Origin of the sequence: Aeromonas sp. R5-3 (assembly GCF_040908225.1) — a bacterium.
GTDB lineage: Bacteria > Pseudomonadota > Gammaproteobacteria > Enterobacterales > Aeromonadaceae > Aeromonas > Aeromonas dhakensis.
Window position 1 is genome coordinate 68,791 of record NZ_JBFODH010000020.1, and the last position, 16,859, is coordinate 85,649.

13 protein-coding genes and 4 tRNA genes are annotated in these 16,859 nt (G+C 62.7%); 9 read left to right on the top strand and 8 right to left on the bottom strand.

All coding sequences use genetic code 11. The annotated features are described in order from the left end of the window. Window positions 1-14 precede the first annotated feature (14 nt). Genes AB5Y95_RS11625 through AB5Y95_RS11635 form a run of 3 tightly spaced genes read right to left on the bottom strand, consistent with a single transcriptional unit; the run spans window position 15 to window position 4,813 of the window. Entirely contained in the window at window positions 15-3,095 is a 3,081-nt protein-coding gene (locus AB5Y95_RS11625) for a multidrug efflux RND transporter permease subunit (protein ID WP_010635626.1), read from the bottom strand. Between the two features lie 15 nt (window positions 3,096-3,110). Then, window positions 3,111-4,217: an efflux RND transporter periplasmic adaptor subunit gene (locus AB5Y95_RS11630; RefSeq protein WP_226014189.1), complete on the bottom strand. Its 1,107-nt coding sequence runs from the start codon at window positions 4,215-4,217 to the stop codon at window positions 3,111-3,113. Between the two features lie 32 nt (window positions 4,218-4,249). Beyond that, window positions 4,250-4,813, bottom strand: a complete 564-nt coding sequence (locus AB5Y95_RS11635; RefSeq protein WP_019839352.1) for a TetR/AcrR family transcriptional regulator — start codon at window positions 4,811-4,813, stop codon at window positions 4,250-4,252. 260 nt (window positions 4,814-5,073) lie between these two features. Here AB5Y95_RS11635 and AB5Y95_RS11640 point away from each other — a divergent pair. The 6 genes from AB5Y95_RS11640 (at window position 5,074) to AB5Y95_RS11665 (ending at window position 6,720) form a co-directional block, all read left to right on the top strand. Beyond that, a tRNA-Arg gene (locus AB5Y95_RS11640) sits at window positions 5,074-5,150 on the top strand. Between the two features lie 50 nt (window positions 5,151-5,200). After that, window positions 5,201-5,276, top strand: a tRNA-His gene (locus tag AB5Y95_RS11645). A gap of 20 nt (window positions 5,277-5,296) precedes the next feature. After that, window positions 5,297-5,382 (top strand) — tRNA-Leu (locus AB5Y95_RS11650). A 64-nt stretch (window positions 5,383-5,446) separates the two neighbouring features. Continuing rightward, window positions 5,447-5,523: transfer RNA gene (locus AB5Y95_RS11655), tRNA-Pro, on the top strand. A gap of 223 nt (window positions 5,524-5,746) precedes the next feature. Continuing rightward, complete coding sequence (locus AB5Y95_RS11660; protein ID WP_368161127.1) at window positions 5,747-6,181, top strand: ricin-type beta-trefoil lectin domain protein; 435 nt, start codon at window positions 5,747-5,749, stop codon at window positions 6,179-6,181. Window positions 6,182-6,195: 14 nt separating this feature from the next. Further along, complete coding sequence (locus AB5Y95_RS11665; RefSeq protein ID WP_368161156.1) at window positions 6,196-6,720, top strand: lectin; 525 nt, start codon at window positions 6,196-6,198, stop codon at window positions 6,718-6,720. A 72-nt stretch (window positions 6,721-6,792) separates the two neighbouring features. Here the strand turns inward: AB5Y95_RS11665 and AB5Y95_RS11670 are convergent, their stop codons facing one another. Then, window positions 6,793-8,130, bottom strand: a complete 1,338-nt coding sequence (locus AB5Y95_RS11670; protein WP_054543771.1) for an MFS transporter — start codon at window positions 8,128-8,130, stop codon at window positions 6,793-6,795. Between the two features lie 347 nt (window positions 8,131-8,477). On the opposite strand from AB5Y95_RS11670, the gene AB5Y95_RS11675 reads away from it, so the two are divergent. From AB5Y95_RS11675 to AB5Y95_RS11685, 3 genes are read left to right on the top strand one after another with little or no spacing between them, the layout of a single operon-like run. Continuing rightward, window positions 8,478-9,704 carry an ABC transporter substrate-binding protein gene (locus tag AB5Y95_RS11675; protein WP_290037514.1) on the top strand — a complete coding sequence of 409 codons (1,227 nt, stop codon included), beginning with the start codon at window positions 8,478-8,480 and terminating at the stop codon, window positions 9,702-9,704. Then, a complete protein-coding gene (locus AB5Y95_RS11680) occupies window positions 9,701-12,136 on the top strand; it encodes an ATP-binding protein (protein ID WP_338713342.1) in 2,436 nt (811 codons plus the stop codon). Before AB5Y95_RS11675 ends, AB5Y95_RS11680 begins: the two co-directional genes overlap by 4 nt. Further along, complete coding sequence (locus tag AB5Y95_RS11685; RefSeq protein ID WP_338713341.1) at window positions 12,120-13,397, top strand: sigma-54 dependent transcriptional regulator; 1,278 nt, start codon at window positions 12,120-12,122, stop codon at window positions 13,395-13,397. The genes AB5Y95_RS11680 and AB5Y95_RS11685 overlap by 17 nt, the downstream gene beginning before the upstream one ends. An 81-nt stretch (window positions 13,398-13,478) precedes the next feature. Here the strand turns inward: AB5Y95_RS11685 and AB5Y95_RS11690 are convergent, their stop codons facing one another. From AB5Y95_RS11690 to trmH, 4 genes are all read right to left on the bottom strand, one after another. After that, on the bottom strand, window positions 13,479-14,291 hold the full coding sequence (locus AB5Y95_RS11690; protein ID WP_017783517.1) for a Cof-type HAD-IIB family hydrolase: 813 nt from the start codon (window positions 14,289-14,291) through the stop codon (window positions 13,479-13,481). 93 nt (window positions 14,292-14,384) lie between these two features. Then, the gene (locus AB5Y95_RS11695; protein WP_319906593.1) at window positions 14,385-15,425 is read right to left on the bottom strand and encodes an alpha/beta fold hydrolase; all 1,041 of its coding nucleotides are present in this window, start codon (window positions 15,423-15,425) and stop codon (window positions 14,385-14,387) included. Beyond that, window positions 15,422-16,084, bottom strand: coding sequence for a CatB-related O-acetyltransferase (locus AB5Y95_RS11700; RefSeq protein ID WP_368161130.1), 663 nt, complete (start codon window positions 16,082-16,084; stop codon window positions 15,422-15,424). The genes AB5Y95_RS11695 and AB5Y95_RS11700 overlap by 4 nt, the downstream gene beginning before the upstream one ends. Window positions 16,085-16,086: 2 nt before the next feature. Continuing rightward, the gene (trmH, locus tag AB5Y95_RS11705) at window positions 16,087-16,815 is read right to left on the bottom strand and encodes a tRNA (guanosine(18)-2'-O)-methyltransferase TrmH (protein WP_026458962.1); all 729 of its coding nucleotides are present in this window, start codon (window positions 16,813-16,815) and stop codon (window positions 16,087-16,089) included. Window positions 16,816-16,859 lie beyond the last annotated feature (44 nt).

Consider the following 16,859-nt stretch of genomic DNA (forward strand, 5'->3'; position numbering starts at 1 on the left):
ATTCAAAAAGGTTTTTAATGACTCCCTTTCGCCTTGGGCGGAATGGATTCATCAAATACCGGCAGCGGTTTGTGTTCGGAGGCCAGGTAGGTGTAGATCACCGGCAGTACGAATAGGGTGAACACGGTACCTATGGCCAGACCGGCCACGATCACGATGCCGATGCTGAAGCGCTGGGCAGCCCCGGCCCCCGTGGCATAGAGCAGCGGGATGAGACCGGCGATCATGGCGGCCGTGGTCATCAGGATGGGTCGCAGACGCACCTTGGCGGCGGTCATGACGGCTTCTATCCGGTTGCGGCCGTGCAGCAGCTGCTCCTCCTTCGCCACTTCACAGATCAGGATGCCGTGCTTGGTAATCAGGCCGACCAGGGTGATCAGACCCACCTGGGAGTAGATGTTCATGGTGGCGGCACCCCAGGCCAGGGCGATCAGCGCCCCGCTGATGGCCAGCGGCACGGAGACCATGATCACCAGCGGGTCACGGGCCGACTCGAACTGGATCGCCAGCACCAGGAAGATGATGGCCAGCGCCAGACCGAAGGTGGCGTACAGGGCGCTGCCCTCGGTCACGAACTGGCGGGCTTCGCCCATGAAGTCGTAACGGTAGCCCTGCGGCAGCTTCTCGTCCGCCGTGGTGTTGAGCCAGTTGATGGCGTCACCCATGGTGGTGCCAGGCATCAGCACGGCACCTATGGTGGCGGAGTTGAGCTGGTTGAAGTGGGGCAGGGAGCGCGGTTCACCGATCACCTCGATGCTGATCAGGCTGCCGAGCGGGATGGATTTGCCATCGGCCGCCCGTACGTAGTAGCCCTTGATCGACTCGGGGTTGAGACGGTATTTGCGTTCGACTTGCGGGATCACCTCGTAGGAGCGGCCATCCAGGTCGATGCGGTTGACGTAACCGTCCGACATCATGGTGCCCAGGGTGATGCCGATGTCCTGCATGGTGATGCCGTAGGCACCCGCCTTGTCCTTGTCGATCTTGATCTTCATGGTGGCGGAGTCGTACTGCAGGTCCAGCTCGGAGTAGACGAAGCGTCCGCTCCCCTGGGCTGCGGTCAGGATCTCGCTGGCCACCTGATAGAGGCTCTCGAAGTTGTTCGGCGTGGTGATGACGAACTGCACCGGCAGGCCGCTCGAGGCGCCCGGCAGTTCCGGGAACTGGAAGGTGGTGATGGACATGCCGGGCACGTCTTTCACCAGCCCGGCCACCCGGTCCAGCACCTCTTTCTGGCTCGCTTCACGCTGGCTCCACGGCACCATGGAGGCGATACCGAACGCCTGGTTGGCGTTGAACACCCCGGAGAAGACCTGAGAGAAGGCCACTTCCGGCTGGGAGTCCAGCACCTTGTTCACCTGCTCCATGGTCCCCTGGATGTAGTCCAGGTTGACGTTGGAGGGGGCGGTCCCCAGCACGGCCATGACGCCCTTGTCCTCGTTCGGCGCGAGCTCGCTCGGGATGAACTTGAACAGCATCGGCAGGCTGGCGAACACGATAACGGCGAACAGCACCACCACGATGCGCTTTTGCATCACGGCGTGCAGCATGGCGTCGTAACGCACCGTCATGCGTTCGAGCAGGTGGTGTACCGTGCTTTCGAACTTGCCCGGCTCCTCGTTGGCCTTGAGCATCTTGGCGCACATCATGGGCGACAGAGTCAGGGCTATGATGCCGGAGACAAACACGGCGCCCGCCAGGGTCAGCGCGAACTCCTTGAACAGGGAGCCGGTGATGCCCCCCATCAGGGCGATCGGTGCGTACACGGCGGCCAGGGTGACTGTCATGGCGATGACCGGCACGGCGATCTCGCGGGTGCCTATGATGGCGGCACGGAACGGATCTTCCCCCTCCTTGACGTGACGATCCACGTTCTCCAGCACCACGATGGCGTCATCCACCACCAGGCCGATGGCCAGCACCATGGCCAGCAGGGTCATCAGGTTGATGGAGAAGCCGAACATCTGCATCACCATCACCACGCCGATCAGACTGAGCGGGATGGTGATAATCGGGATGATGACCGCGCGGAACGAGCCGAGGAACAGGGTGATCACCACCAGCACGATGGCGGCTGCCTCGGCGATGGTCTTGATCACCTCGTGGATCGATTCGTTGATGGCCACGGTGGAGTCATAGAGGACGTTGGCCTCCATGGTGCTCGGCATGTTGCTCTTCAGGCTCGGCAGCATCGCCAGCACGTCGTGGGCGATGTTGATCGGGTTGGCGGTCGGTGCCGCGTTGATGGCCAGTACCACGGCCTCGCGGCCGTTGGCGGTGGCGCGATAGGTGTCGTGGCTCTTCTCCAGGGTCACCTTGGCGATGTCGGCCAGGCGGATCACCTTGCCGTCACGGGTGGAGACCACCAGGCGCTCGAGCTCCTCGGTGGTGTTGACCTGGGTCTCGGCGTTGCCGTTGTAGAGGGTGAAGTAGCCGGTGGCCTGGCCGGTGGCGGACTGATAGTTGTTGCTGTTGAGCACGTTCATCACGTCCGCGGCGGTCAGGTTGAACGCCGCCATCTTGGCCGGATCCAGCCATACCCGCAGGGCGTACTTGGTACCGCCGTACATGTCGACCTTGGAGACGCCGCCGACGGTGAAGAGCTGGGGTTTGATGACCCGCTCCAGGTAGTCGGTGATCTGGCTGGCGTTGAGCTCTGGGCTGGTGAAGCCGATGTAGAGCACCGCCGTGGTGGAGCCGGTGGACATGGTGACCGATGGGTCTTCCGACTCCTTGGGCAGCTGGGATCGCACCGAGTTGACCTTGGCCAGAATGTCGGACAGGGCGGCGTTGGGATCGGTGTTGAGCTTCATGTAAGCGGTGATGGTGGAGCTGCCGAGCTGGGTGGACGACGTCATGAAATCGATGTTGTCCGCCTGGGCGATGGCCTGTTCCAGCGGCTGGGTGATGAAGCCCTGGATCAGGTCGGCACTCGCGCCGTAATAGCTGGTGCTGACCGTGACGACCGTGTTGGTCATCTCGGGGTATTCCCGCACCTGCATCTTGAACACGGCCTGCAAACCCAGCAACGCGATCAGGAAGCTGATCGAGATGGCCAGGATGGGCCGTTTGATGAATATGTCGGTAAAGCGCATCTGTCTCTCCGCGTTTTACAGCATGGGAGCCTGGTCAGGAACCTTCAGACCCTGGTCCTGCACGATTTTTACCTTGGCGCCGTTGCTCAGGCGTACCTGGCCGGACATGACCACTTCGTCACCCGCCTTGATGCCGGAGACCACGTGGGCATCGTTGCCCTTGCGCTCGCTCACCTTGACCACCACCTGCTCGACGCGCTTCACGCCGTCCTGCTCCTTGACCAGGTAGACGTTCTCGCCGTACAGGGTGAAGGTGATGGCGGTCTGCGGCAGCACTATCTGGTCCTTCTGGGCCGGCAGCAGGATGCTGGCGCGGGCAAACATGCCGGAGCGCAGCAGGCCGTCGTTGTTGGGGATGTTCGCCTGCACCTGGATCAGGCCGCTCTGGTAGTTGACGGCCGGCTCGATGGCGCTGATGTGACCCTTGAACTGGCGGTTCGGGTAGGCATCCACGTTGATCCGGATCTCCTGATTCAGGCTGATGCGGGAGATGTCGGTCTGCGGCACGGTGAAGCGCAGACGCATCACGCTGGTGTCTTCCAGCCGCACTATGTCGGTACCCGGCTGCAGGTACTGGCCGAGGAAGACGTTGCGCAGGCCGACCACGCCGGCAAACGGTGCGCGCACTTCGCGGCGTGCGATGGTCGATTTCAGGCTCTCGATGTCGGCCTCGAGGGAGCGATAGGTCGCCTCGGCATCATCCAGCTGGTCGCGGGAGATGGAACCCTTGGTAAACAGGTTCTGGTAGCGTTCGTACTTGGCCTTGGCCGCCGGCAGCTTGGCCATGGAGGCGCGCAGGTTGGCCTTCTCGACGCTGGCGTCCAGGCTCAGCAGCAGCTGGTCCAGCTTGACGGTGGCGCCGGATTCGAAGGCGATGCTGTCGATGGTACCGGACTGCTCGGTCGACAGGGTCACCCCCTGATTGGGTTCGATGAAGCCGATCGCCTCGATGGTCGGTACCCAGTCACGGGTCTCCACCTTGTGGGTGGTGACCGGGAACTCGGGCTCCGGCATGTTGGCCATGTAGTTGGCTATCATCTTTTGCTTGAACAGGTTGAAGCCAATCACGCTGCCGAACAGGGCCAGCGCGATGAGCAACATGATGCTCATCCACTTTTTCATGAACTCTCGCTCCTGAGATATGAGTGCAATGTTTAAGGGGTCAAAATGGCTCGCCAGCTGGCCCGGATCACGGCTTCCAGCTGCTCTTGCGTCAGTTCGAATTGGTGCACCTGGCTTTGCAACGCCAGATTTGCCACACAGTCCAGGCTCAGCACCTGCAGTACCCGAACGGGCAGGTCGATAAACAGGCCCTGTTCTATCCCCCGTTCGTAGAAGCGATCCAGCGGGGCCCAGGCGGCCTGGATGACCGGGTCCTGCTCCAGCTCAGCTCCCAGCGGGGATGTTTCATACTGCAATTTGCATTTGAGCGCGTTCGGTTCGTCGACAAAGATGGCGTGGATGTTGAGCCACAGCCGCCGAAATTGTTCGAACGATACCTCCTCTGTCTGCACGCCTTCCATGACCAGGGGATGACACTGGAGGATGGTGTGCCGATAGAGTTGACGGATCAGGTCATCCTTGTCGCTGAAATAGCGATAGATGGTGCCTGCCGCCACCCTGGCTTTCTTGGCCACCACGGCAATGGAGAGGCCGTGGAAACCCTGTTCGCCGAGTACTTCATGAGCCGCATCGAAAATGCGTTCTTTCTTGTTCATGATTGGATGATCACAACGACTGAATGAACGTTCATTCATTCTAGGGAGGCTTTGAGGCAAGTCAAGTTTTGCCCATCGCTGTCAGCAAGATGGGGTGGGGTCAAAAGTAGCGGGGAGGGGCCGGAACCGGTCTGAATAACACAAAATCGCTTAAAAAAAGCCAGAAACGATGGAAAAACAAGCGGTTGATTCGGCTTGATAAAAAAAGGGTAGACAAGGTGGGTCCTCATCATTAATATTGCGCCCCGTTCGACAGCGTAGCGCCCGTAGCTCAGCTGGATAGAGCGCTGCCCTCCGGAGGCAGAGGTCACAGGTTCGAATCCTGTCGGGCGCACCATCAAAAGTGCGCCGGTTAAACGGGCGAGTTGAAGAACGAAAACAGCTGTGGTGGCTGTAGCTCAGTTGGTAGAGTCCCGGATTGTGATTCCGGTTGTCGTGGGTTCGAGCCCCATCAGCCACCCCATTTTACAGCTTGTCAGGTACGCGAAGGTGGCGGAATTGGTAGACGCGCTAGCTTCAGGTGTTAGTGCCCCCCGGGTGTGAGGGTTCGAGTCCCTCTCTTCGCACCATACTTGCTGTATAACGAGGATGACCGCATGGTCGTCTTTGTTTTTTGTAGAATCAAAATATTCTCGGTGATTAGCGCAGCCCGGTAGCGCATCTGGTTTGGGACCAGAGGGTCAAAGGTTCGAATCCTTTATCACCGACCACATTCTGAAAAACCTCGCTTCGGCGGGGTTTTTTGCTTTCAGCCTTGCCTATCATCCCGGCTTGCCGCGTCGCTGTAACGTTTGTTTACACTCTATCCGGGCAGTCTTGTCCCCCCTTCAGTTATCCTGCCAGCTGGAGTCCTTGGTGACCGGATGTCACAGACCTCTTTCAGGCTTTTTTATGAATAACAAAATCTCGATTTTCTCCTGCAGACCCGCAGTCATGGCCGTCCTGCTGCTGGGCGGTTGTACCCTCAAGCCGCCGATGGATGAGGTGATGAACTCCATGGTCTCTCAATCGCAGAGCGAGTCTGCCTCCTCCCTCTTGCTGACCTACAACGGCTTTTGTGTCGGTGTTGCCGGGCAGCAGGCCGTCACCCAGGTGTGCGGTGCCAAAGACACCAGGCCGTTTGAGTGGGCGCTGGGAGAGCTGAAGATGCAGGAGACATGCCTGCAGGCCAGAAGCGGCAATGAGCTGATCCTGGCTCCCTGCGATGGTCATGCCCAGTGGGTGTGGCGGGAGGACAAGCTGTTCAACAACAAGGCCTCCCGTTGTCTGGATGTCGCGGGGCGGCGTCACACCCCGAATACGCCCTTGCGTTTGGCAGAGTGCTATGGTGGTGCCAATCAGAGCTTCCTGGTCGGGGGGATTGAGTGATGCGTCCATCTCCTTTGATTGCCGCCTGTCTCTCACTTTCGCTGGGAGGGTGCCAGAGTCTGGACTCTTCGGATTTTCTGCTGGGGGCCGTGGTGATCGGTGCCATAGGCGCTGCCGCCTACTACGACCACAAGCAGGAGAAGAAGGAAGCCCGCAAGCGAGAGGAGTCGGGGGGGCAGTTGCTGGCAGCCAATGGCAAATGCCTCGACATTGCCGGTGGCGTGCGCAATGGCAACCAGTTGCAGCTTTGGGACTGCAACGGCGGAGAGAACCAGCGCTTTCGTCTGGATGGCAAGGCGGTGAAGGTCGGTGGCAAGTGCCTGGATGTGGCCGGCGGCGATCGCGACACCGGGGCCAGGGTGATCGCCTGGGATTGTCATGGCGGCAGCAATCAGCAGTGGCGCTGGGAGCGGGATCGGCTGGTCAGCCGCAGCAGCCACCTCTGTCTGGATGTATCCAAGGATGGCAGTGTCAATGGCACTCCCCTGATCCTCTGGCAGTGCCATGGGGGCGACAACCAGCGCTTTCGAAGAAAGTAACCCCGGATTGCCAATGCCAGTCAGCATCAACTGACTGGCATTGTTTTTTTGGGGTGTCCCGGTGAACGGGGATCAGTAGTTGACGACTTTTTTGGCGTTCCACACCGTCATGGCGAGCAGCATGGAGACCACGGAGGCACCGAGCCAGAAGTACTGGGCACTGCTGAAGTCATAGTGGGTCACGCCGTCGATCTCGCTGGTCTTGATCAGAGCGGCGGAGACCAGCTCCTGGATGGAGGCGGCGATGTAGGAGCAGAGACCGATGAAGCCTTTCACGGCACCGACTGCCGTCTTGGGCATCAGGTCGCAGGCGGTCAGGCCGGCCAGGAACACCACCAGACCACCGATGGCGTAGCCGATCAGGGCCAGCGCGACGGCATCCATCATGCGGCTCTGCGGGCCCCAGAACATCAGGCACATGCCGGCCACGTTGGCCAACCCGTACAGCAGGGTGGGGATGTGGCGGTTGGCGTTGAACAGCTTGTCGGAGATGATCCCGGCCAGGATGGCGCCAAGGAAGCCGGCGATGGGGTAGGCCGACATGGCGAAACCGGCGTCGATCAGGCTGTAGCCCTTCTGCTCCTGCAGGTAGAGCACGGCCCAGGAGCTCATGGCGTAGCGGGACATGTACATGCAGGCGCAGGCGGCGGCGATGAGCCAGACGACGGGCTGCTTGAGCACGAACAGCTGGGCACGGCGGATTTCGGCCGGATCCACCTTCTTGGCGATCTCGGGGGCTTCACCAAAGGCGACGGCCGGCTCCGGCAGGGCATAGGTCTGCGGCCGATCCTTCAGTACCAGATACATGCACAGGGCGGCGATCAGGGAGGCGATGCCGGCGCCGATGAAGCCGGCCTTCCAGCCGAAGTAGCTGACGATGGTGGCGGTCAGGATCCAGGAGATGCCTTCCCCTATGTTGCGCGAGCCACCCCAGACCGAGTAGACCGAACCCCGCTGCTTGGGGGAGAACCACTGGAAGATGGAGACGCAGGAGGGGGCGGAGCCGACGGACTGGAACCAGCCGTTCAGGCCCCACATCAGCACCAGGAAGAAGGTGGCGGTGTTCATGCCCATCAGGATGGTGCAGATGGACGAGAGCCCCAGCGAGACCGACATGAAGCGGCCTATGTTGGCGTAGTCGGAGAGGAAGCCGTTGGAGAACTTGCCGACGGCGTAGGTGAACAGGAAGGCGGAGCCGATCACCCCCAGCTCCTCCAGGGTCACCACGCCGGAGTCCAGCATGGGTTTCTTGACCACGTTGAGGCTCATGCGCACGACATAGAACATGGCATAGCCCAGTACCAGCCCCAGGAAGACCTGCCACTGGTACTTGCGGTAAATCGAGCGGATTTTATCGGGCGAGGCATCCATGACCGGCAGGTCGGCTCGCGTCTTGAAGAAGTTGAACATGGGGTTCTCCGTTTCTATTTTGGCAGCATGGTTTCAGAGGGAGCTCTGATAGCGGCTGCCATCATATGAAGGGAGAAATTCAGCCGGCAAAAAGCCGGATATGGGTCAACTCTGACTCAATCATGGGAAAACCATGAGTCAAAAATGACATATTTGAACTGTCCTATTGATATTCGATGAATAACAATAGCCGCGTGCCGAGGCATAATGAGTCAGAACTGGCTCATCCTCGTGAAAATAAAAATTACGGCATGTGCCGAATATTAGATGTACTGCACATATTCCTGAATTAACGCGCGAGTCGACCGATAGTCATGCACCTCTTTTGCCGCCGGCTGGCCTTGTTCATGGGCAGCGTTTTGTTGCCATTCAGCACCCTGCAGGCCGCTTCACTGACGGTGCTCACCTCGTTTTCGGAGGCGCCGGTCAAGGCGGTGATCGAGGGCTTTGCCGAACAATATCCCGGGATCCGGGTCGAAGTTATTTATCGGCGCACCATTCCCTCCCTGCGCTTATTAACGGAGGCCGATGCACCGCAAGTCGATATTATCATGTCCTCTTCGCCGACTTTTTTTAACACGCTGGACAAAGCCGGTTTGTTGGCGGCTTTGCCAAATGAAACTATGCCGCCCAAATGGCTCGCTCCCCATACCCTGGGGCTGGGCAATAAAGTGGCCGTGGTCGGTTATTCCAGCAGTGGCATCATGTATAACCGCCATTATCTGGCCAAATATCAGCTGCCGCAGCCCACCAGCTGGCAGCAACTGGCGTCCCCGCTCTTCATGGGGCACGTGATGATGAGCTCGCCCTCCCAGTCCGGCACCACCCACATGATGGTGGAGAGCGTGCTGCAGCAATATGGCTGGCAGCAGGGCTGGGCCCTGCTGATGCGGCTGGGCGGCAACCTGTCGGCCATCACGGCGCGCAGCTTCGGGGTGAGCGACGGCATCAGCCGCGGTCTGGCGGGGGCCGGCCCGGTGATCGACAGCTATGCCCTCACCAGCCAGGCCCGCTTCGATCACGTCGGCTTCAACATCATGCCCGACTCGGTGATCCTGCCGACCTACCTGGGGGTACCCCGTCGCTCGGACCATCCGCACAGTGGCGCCCTCTTTATCCAGTACCTGCTCTCCGACAAGGGGCAGGGGATCCTCGCCACTCCCGGCATGGCCAAGGCCACCCTGAGCCAGCCCGGACTGGCCAGGCAGACCCGTTACGTCACCGACAAGGCGCTGCTCTATCGACGGGCAGGCCTGCTCAAGGCCCTGTTCGAGCAGGCCATCACCCAGCAGTTGCCCAGGCTGAAGATGACCTGGCAGGGGATCAACGGGTTGAATACCCATGGCGAGCCCTGGCGGGTTGCACTGCTGGAGCAGGCCGTCGCCAAGGCGAGCACGCCGCCGCTGAGCGAGCAGGAGGCGCAGGATCCGGCCCTGCTGGCGCTGTTTGACGGCCTCTATGACCGGGAGCAGGGCAATCCACAGGCGGAGCGGGTGATGCACCTGTGGCGCCAAGCGACCGAGGCGCGCCTGAACGAGGCGCAGCGGCTGGTCGAACAGGCGGCCAGGCCATGAGCCGGCTGGGGCACTTGCTGGCCATGCCGCGCAGCCTGGGGCGGCGGCTCATCCTCGCCTTCGTGGCCATCACTGCCCTGACCGGCGCCATGGGCATGGCCGCCTATGTGATGTGGGATCGGCTGGGCCGGCAGATCCACCTCATCGTGGAGGAGAGCCTGCCCGCCATCGACAACGCCTATCAGCTGGAGCGGGCCAGTTCCCGCCTGTTGTTGTTGCTGGCCCAGCTGCGCGATACCCGGGATCCGGTGCAGTATCAGCGCCTCTCCAACGCTGTGTCGACCACCCTGGGGGACATCCAGCGTGCCTACCGGCTGGGCACCCCGGGGGATCAGGAGACACCCTCGCAACGCCAGGCGTTCGAGGAGCTGAGCGCGCTGGTGGCGGATCACGGGCGCTACCTCAAGCAGCAGATCGAGCACGCCGAAACCCTGCAGCAACTGCAAAAGCGCAGCAACTGGCTGCATCAGGATCTGGTGGATGATGCCGCCCCTCTGCTGCAGGAGGTGGAGTGGCACCTGACCGGCATGGTGGCCAGCCCGGACGACATGAGCGAGTTTGGCAACGTCATCAAGGAGTTCTCCGCCCTGCAGGATCTCACCTTCAAGGAGAACGAGCTGCAGTCCCTGGTCGGCGAGGTGATCGCCCAGCGTTATCAGCAGGATCTGGAGAGCGCCTTCCTGTTCATCGGCTACAAGATCGACGAGATAGACGCGCTGACCTCGCGGTTGGCGGAGTACCCCTCGACCGTGAGCTACCGCCAGATCCTGCAGGACATCATCACCCTGGTGAAGCCGGGTGGCCCGCTGCACCGGCTGCTGCTGGCGGATGTGCAGACCCATCAGCAGCTGACGGCCCTGCGCCCCCGGCTGGACGACGCCGTGTCGCGCTATCACCAGAAGGTCAGCCTGATGGTGAGCGACGCCAACCGCTCCCTCAGCGCGCTGGGGGAGGACAGCAGCCAGCAGGTGGCGACCGGCAAGCTGGTGATCCTGGTGGTGCTGGCGCTCACTCTGCTGCTCAGCATCTTCGTGCTGGTGGTGCTGATCGGCCGCCGGCTGATCAAGCGGCTCGACCTGCTGGGGCAGGAGCTGGACAGGGTCGCGGCAGGCCGGCTGGACGTGCCGGTCAGCACCAGCGGCCGGGACGAGATCGGCCGACTGGGCGACAGTTTGCGCCACTTCAGCCAGCAGTTGCAGCAGATGGAGCGGGCCAATGCCCTCAACCTCATCAACAACACCCAGGCCTGCCTCATCACCTGCCATCCGGATGGCACCATAGAGTCGGTCAACCCGAGCGCGCTCACCCTGTTCCGGCAGACCGGCGTCGAGCCGGGCCGGCCGTTGTGGCAGGCCTTTCCGGCAGAGGCGAGGGCGATGCTGGCGGAGCAGTTCGGAGCGGACCAGCCGCTGCACCGGCTCGGCCACAGCGAGTGCACCCTGGCCTGTGCTCAGGACGAGACGCCCCGTTTCCTACATCTCAACCTGCGCCGCTTCGAACAGGGGCGCGGGTACAGATTCATCATCACCATCACGGATGTCACCCGCCAGGAACTGACGGCCAGGGAGCTCGGCCTGCGGGTGGCGGAGCGTACCCGCGAGCTGACCGAGAACAACCGGCTGCTGGCGGAGGAGGTGGTGCAGCGCCAGCAGGCGGAGCGTACCCTGCTGCAGACCCAGGATGAGCTGATCCAGGCGGCCAAGATGGCGGTGGTGGGGCAGGCGATGACCAGCCTGGCCCACGAGCTGAACCAGCCGCTGTCGGCGATGATGACCTACCTCTACACCAGCCGGGCGGCCCTCGCCGCCGGCCAGCTGCAGGCGCTGGACCAGGATCTGGGCAAGCTCGACAAGCTGGGGCGGCGCATGAGTCGCATCATCAATGCGCTGCGCCATTTCGCCCGCAAGTCGCCGGCGGAGGAGGTGCGGGTCCGGCTCGAGCTGGGGGCGCTGGCCGAACAGGCCATGTTGCTGCTGGAGACGCGGGCGAAGCGCGATGGCTGCATCTTCCACAACGAACTGCCGGAGGGGCTCTGGCTCGAGACCGACCCAGTGCTGCTGGAGCAGGTGCTGGTCAACCTGCTGGTAAACGGACTGGACGCGGTGGCCGGGCTGGCGCGGCGGGAGATCCGGCTGCAGTTGCTGGAACAAAACGAAGCCCGGCTGCGACTGGCGGTGGTCGACAGCGGTGCCGGCTTTGGCGAGGCGATCCTGCCCAGGCTGTTCACCCCCTTCACCACCTCCAAGGAGGTTGGACTGGGGTTGGGGCTGACCATCTGCCGCTCCCTGCTGGCCCGTTGCGGCGGCGAGATCATGCTGGGCTCTGCGCTGACTGGCGGCGCCATGGTGATAGTGGAATTGGCGGCGGTCGACCCTGCCGGGTCGAACGCCCATCAGAACGAGGAGAGTGCCATCTATGCTGTTGCCCGCTAACCGTCCCGCCAACGTGCTGCTGGTGGATGATGACGAGGACGTGCTGGAGTCCTATTGCCACCTGTTGCGGCTCTCCGGCTACCAGCCGAGGGCGACCACCTCCCCCCACGAGGCGCTGGAGCTGCTGGCCGGCCAGTGGCCCGGGGTGCTGGTCTCTGACATCTACATGCCCGCCATGAACGGCATGGAGCTGTTGGCCCGGGTACACGAGATAGATGCCGAGATCCCGGTGATCATGATCACCGGCCATGGCGACATCCCGCTGGCGGTGAAGGCGGTGAAACAGGGGGCGTTCGACTTTCTGGAGAAACCGCTTCATCCCCAGGATTTGCTGGGCCTGCTGGAGCGGGCCTGCCAGCAGCGCAGCGCCGTGCTGGCGCGCCGCAGCGAGATCCAGGCGACGGTGGATGACGAACTGATCGGCACCAGCCCGCAGATAGTGGCGATCCGCGGCCAGCTCAATCAGCTGGCGCAGACCGACAAGGATCTGCTGCTGGAGGGGCCGGCCGGTTCTGGCCGCCACACCCTGGCCCGGCTGCTGCACAGGATCAGCGCCCGGCGGGAGCAGGCCTTCCAGCTGCACGACTGCGGGTCGGCTCCTAGTCTGGCCGAGGTGCAGGCCAGCCTGGCGCAGGCCGATCAGGGCACCCTGGTGCTGCAATCCCCGGCCCGCCTGAGCGCCGACTGCCAGCGCTGGCTTGGCAACCACCTGCTGGATCAGGAGCGCAAGGGAGGCAAGTCGCTGCGCACCATAGCGCTGTTCGAGGCGTCGCCGGAGGCGCTGGTGGAGCGCCAGCAGCTGATGCCGGAGCTCTACTACTTCCTCTCCCAGGTGCGGCTCAGGCTGCCGCGGCTGGTGGAGCGCAGCTGCGACATCATTCCCCTGTTCCGGGCCTTTCTGCGACAGGGCTGCAAGCGCATCGGCCGGCCGGTGCCGGCGGTAGATCGCGCCTATCTGGAGACGCTCAAGCGGCATCAGTGGCCCGGCAATCTGCGTGAACTGCGCAACGTGGCCGAGCTCTATGCGGTGGGGATCGTCAAGCTGGCCGGTGCGGAGCGGGCCATGCCGCTGGCCAGCGGCAAGGAGCCGCTGGACGATCTGGTGGAGGAGTTCGAGCGGCGGGTGATCGAGGATACCCTGTTCCTCTTCTCCGGCCGGGTGACCGACGCCGCCCAGTACCTCGGCATCCCGCGCAAGAAGCTCTACCTGCGCATGAAGAAGCACCAGCTCGACAAGGAGCAGTTCAAGCCGGCCACCTGAGGGGCTGCCGGCCTGCTCATTCGGAGGATTATCCGGGTGGGAGCACGCCATGAGCCGCAGCGTGGCTCATGGCGCCTTGTCTCAGGCGACGTCGACGCCCTGCAGGGCGAACAGCTGCTCCAGATAGACGGCGACGCCGTCCTCGTCGGAGCTCAGGGTCTGCTCGTGGTTGGCCAGCGCCAGCTTGAGCCGGTCGTGGGCATTGCCCATCACCACGCCGCGGCCGACCATGCTCAGCATCTCGAAGTCGTTCATGCCGTCGCCAAAGGCCACCGCTTGGGACATCTCCAGCCCGTGCTGCTCCAGCACGGCGCGCACCGCATTGCCCTTGTGCACTCCGGCGTGCATCACCTCGAGACAGTCCGGCAGGGAGAAGGTGACGTTGAGCCGATCACCATAACGCTGGTTCAGCTCTGCCTCTATCTGCAGCAGCTTCTCGTGCTCGCCGATGTAAAACACCTTGTTGACCTTGTCCAGCGGGTGGCTGGCGAGATCGGTCAGGCGGTAGCTGAAGCCGGATTCATGATGGAACTGCAGCAGCCAGGGCATCTCCTCTTCCACCAGCCACTCGTCGCCGTAGTAGAGGTTGATGTGGATGGAGGGGTCGCGCTCCAGCGCGATCAGCTCGGCCGCCACGCTGTCCGGCAGGGCCTGGTTGAAGATCAGCTGATCCTGCTTGTCGTGCACCACGGCGCCGTTGGAGGTGATGAGATAGATGTCGAGCCCGAGCGTGTCGCGGATGCTGCGCACATCCACATGGTGACGGCCGGTGGCCACCACGAACTTGACTCCCTGATCCACCAGACGGTGCAGGGTATCGCGGGTGCGGGGGGAGATCTGGTGCTGCCCGTTGAGCAGGGTGCCATCGAGATCAGATACAACGACCTTATACATCATCACCTCGGGGTTACGAATGAAAGCGGGAGCAGTGTACAGCAACCGCTCCCGCGACCCCATTTATTTAGGGATACAAAAAATAACCAGCCGCTAGTAGCGTGCGAAGAAGGCCAGAGTCGCGTTGAGCGCGGCCTGGCGCTGGGGATCGGCCTCCATGAACAGCTCGTGCCAGGCCCCTTCGATGCGCAGCGGCTTGCCCCCTTCGCAGCGGGCGAGCGCGCAGAAGGCATCCTGCGCCGCGTTGTCCACCACGCCGTCGTCGCCAGCCTGCAGCAGCAGCAGCGGCGTCTTGATGGCTCCGGCCTCGGCCACGGCGGCGTCCGCCCCCGTCAGCCCCTGATAGATCCAGTGGGCGGTGGCGCCCCCCAGCTTGATCTGCGGGCGCTGCTCATAGAGCTCGCGGAAGGCCTGATAGCGGGCTTCGCTGTGGCTCAGACCGTTGTCGGCAAAGTCGTGGCTCTCGTACGGGCCCTGGCCCGGGCCGTAAGGAGGTTCGCCCAGCCAGCCGCCGACCGTGCCTATGGTGGCCGCCAGCCCCTTGGCCAGCCACTTGGGCAGGCCGCCCAGGTTGATGCCCATCATGGGGGAGGAGAGCACGGCCGCCTCGATGTCACCGGGCCAGCGCTCCAGATAGCGGGCCGAGATGGCGCCGCCCATGGAGTGGGCCAGCAGGAACAGCTTGGCGGGCTGGTCCTGGGCGATCACCTCGTCATGAAACTGCTTGAGATCGAGTACATAATCGTCGAACTGGTCGACATATCCCTTCTCCTGGTCGGCCAGCAGCCGATCGGACAAGCCCTGGCCGCGGTGGTCGATGAGGTAGAGGCTGTAGCCTTGACGCCACAGATCCCAGGCCAGCTCCTGATACTTGAGGTAGCTTTCGACCCGGCCGTTGACGATGAGGATGGCGCGATCGACCTTGGCCTGGCGCAAGGCGGCATAGCGGATGGTGACGCCATCCTTGCCCTTGAAGGCGCTCTCGACGGCGTGCTGGCGCCAGAAGTCGGGCAGCGTCTGCTGATGGAGGGTGGCGACGTCGGCTTCCGGCGTCAGCTGGTAGGGATTGTTCACGGCGAGAGCTCCGGCAGAAAACAGGGTCAGGGCCAGCAGGGCGGGCGACATCAGCTTCATGATGCCGACTCTTGCTGCCAGTGCTGGTAAAGCCCCTCGATGTCGCCCGAGCAGAGCAGCGGCATGGCCGCCTGCAGGCGCGGCAGCGGCCAGTCCCACCACCGCATCTCCTGCAGCAGGGCAATCTGCTCATCGCCGAAGCGGCGACGGATCGGCTTGGCCGGGTTGCCGCCGACTATGGTGTAGGGCTCCACATCCCGGGTGACCACGGCGCGGGTGGCGATGACTGCGCCATCGCCTATGGTGATGCCGGGCATGATCATGGCTTCCGAGCCGATCCAGACGTCATTGCCGACCCGGGTATCCCCCTTGCGCTGGAAGCCGCTCTTCACCCCCTCGCCAAAGGTGCCCGGATCGAACGGGAAGGTGGATGCCCACTCCATGCGATGGCCCTGATTGCCGGCCAACAGGAAGGTGGCACCCGAGCCGATGGAGCAGAACTTGCCGATGAGCAGGCGATCCACCTCGCCCCAGATGCCGCTCTCCCAGGTCTCCCGGGTCGAGCCGTCACCCAGCAGATAGCGTACGCAGTGATCCTCGAACGTCTTGCCATGGTAGTAGCCGGAGTAGTAGCTGTAGTCGCCCGCCTCGATATTGGGGTTGCTGAGATGCTCCCGTATTACCTGGGACTCCAGCCAGCTGCCAAAGGGACTATTCATTATTATTGCTCCTGTAATTGCTCATCTTGCTGTGCTGCCCAGCCTTTGCGGGTCAGCTGCATCTGCTGCCACCACTGCTCGTCAGCCAGGATCTCGCCGGCCGGGCCGAGCTGGGGATAGGGCATCTCCTTCTCCTTGCAGAGCTGGGCATAGATGGGGTAGCCCCCCTCGAACAGTATGCTGTTCTGCTCTTCCAGGCTTAAGGGGCAGCCGCGTTGATAACAGCCGGCCAGCTCGCGTTGGCGCTGGGCCTCGTAGAGGATGGCGGCGGCGGCCACCGAGACGTTGAGGGACTGCACCATGCCCACCATGGGGATGACGATATGGTGATCGGCCAGGGCCAGCGCCTCTTCGCCGATGCCGTGCTTCTCCTGGCCCACCAGGATGGCGGTGGGTTTGGTGTAGTCGATGGCGCGAAAATCCACCGAGCTGTCGGAGAGGTGAGTCGCCAGGATCTGCATGCCGGAGGCCTTGAGCTCGGCCACAGCGCTGCCGATGTCCGGGTGCAGCTTCACGTCCACCCAGTTCTGGCTGCCGCGGGCGGTACCCTTTCGCTTGTGGATCCAGGTTTTGGGCCAGACCGCGTGTACCCGGTGGATGCCGATGGCATCGGCGGTGCGCACGATGGCGGCCAGGTTGTGCGGCTTGTGGACCTCTTCCATGCAGACGGTCAGATCGAGCTGGCGCTGGGCCAGCATGTCGGAAATTCGTTTGAAGCGTTCAGGTGTCATGTCAGTTTCTATCGGGTGAGGCTGGTGCGCGCATCGCTTGCATG

Excerpts from the sequence above, each read along its gene's own strand:
- AB5Y95_RS11625 (WP_010635626.1), bottom strand. The coding sequence starts at position 3,095 with ATGCGCTTTACCGACATATTCATCAAACGGCCCATCCTGGCCATCTCG.
- trmH (WP_026458962.1), bottom strand. The coding sequence starts at position 16,815 with ATGACACCTGAACGCTTCAAACGAATTTCCGACATGCTGGCCCAGCGC.
- AB5Y95_RS11660 (WP_368161127.1), top strand. The coding sequence starts at position 5,747 with ATGGCCGTCCTGCTGCTGGGCGGTTGTACCCTCAAGCCGCCGATGGAT.
- AB5Y95_RS11630 (WP_226014189.1), bottom strand. The coding sequence starts at position 4,217 with ATGAAAAAGTGGATGAGCATCATGTTGCTCATCGCGCTGGCCCTGTTC.
- AB5Y95_RS11680 (WP_338713342.1), top strand. The coding sequence starts at position 9,701 with ATGAGCCGGCTGGGGCACTTGCTGGCCATGCCGCGCAGCCTGGGGCGG.
- AB5Y95_RS11670 (WP_054543771.1), bottom strand. The coding sequence starts at position 8,130 with ATGTTCAACTTCTTCAAGACGCGAGCCGACCTGCCGGTCATGGATGCC.
- AB5Y95_RS11635 (WP_019839352.1), bottom strand. The coding sequence starts at position 4,813 with ATGAACAAGAAAGAACGCATTTTCGATGCGGCTCATGAAGTACTCGGC.
- AB5Y95_RS11675 (WP_290037514.1), top strand. The coding sequence starts at position 8,478 with ATGGGCAGCGTTTTGTTGCCATTCAGCACCCTGCAGGCCGCTTCACTG.
- AB5Y95_RS11700 (WP_368161130.1), bottom strand. The coding sequence starts at position 16,084 with ATGAATAGTCCCTTTGGCAGCTGGCTGGAGTCCCAGGTAATACGGGAG.
- AB5Y95_RS11695 (WP_319906593.1), bottom strand. The coding sequence starts at position 15,425 with ATGAAGCTGATGTCGCCCGCCCTGCTGGCCCTGACCCTGTTTTCTGCC.
- AB5Y95_RS11685 (WP_338713341.1), top strand. The coding sequence starts at position 12,120 with ATGCTGTTGCCCGCTAACCGTCCCGCCAACGTGCTGCTGGTGGATGAT.
- AB5Y95_RS11690 (WP_017783517.1), bottom strand. The coding sequence starts at position 14,291 with ATGTATAAGGTCGTTGTATCTGATCTCGATGGCACCCTGCTCAACGGG.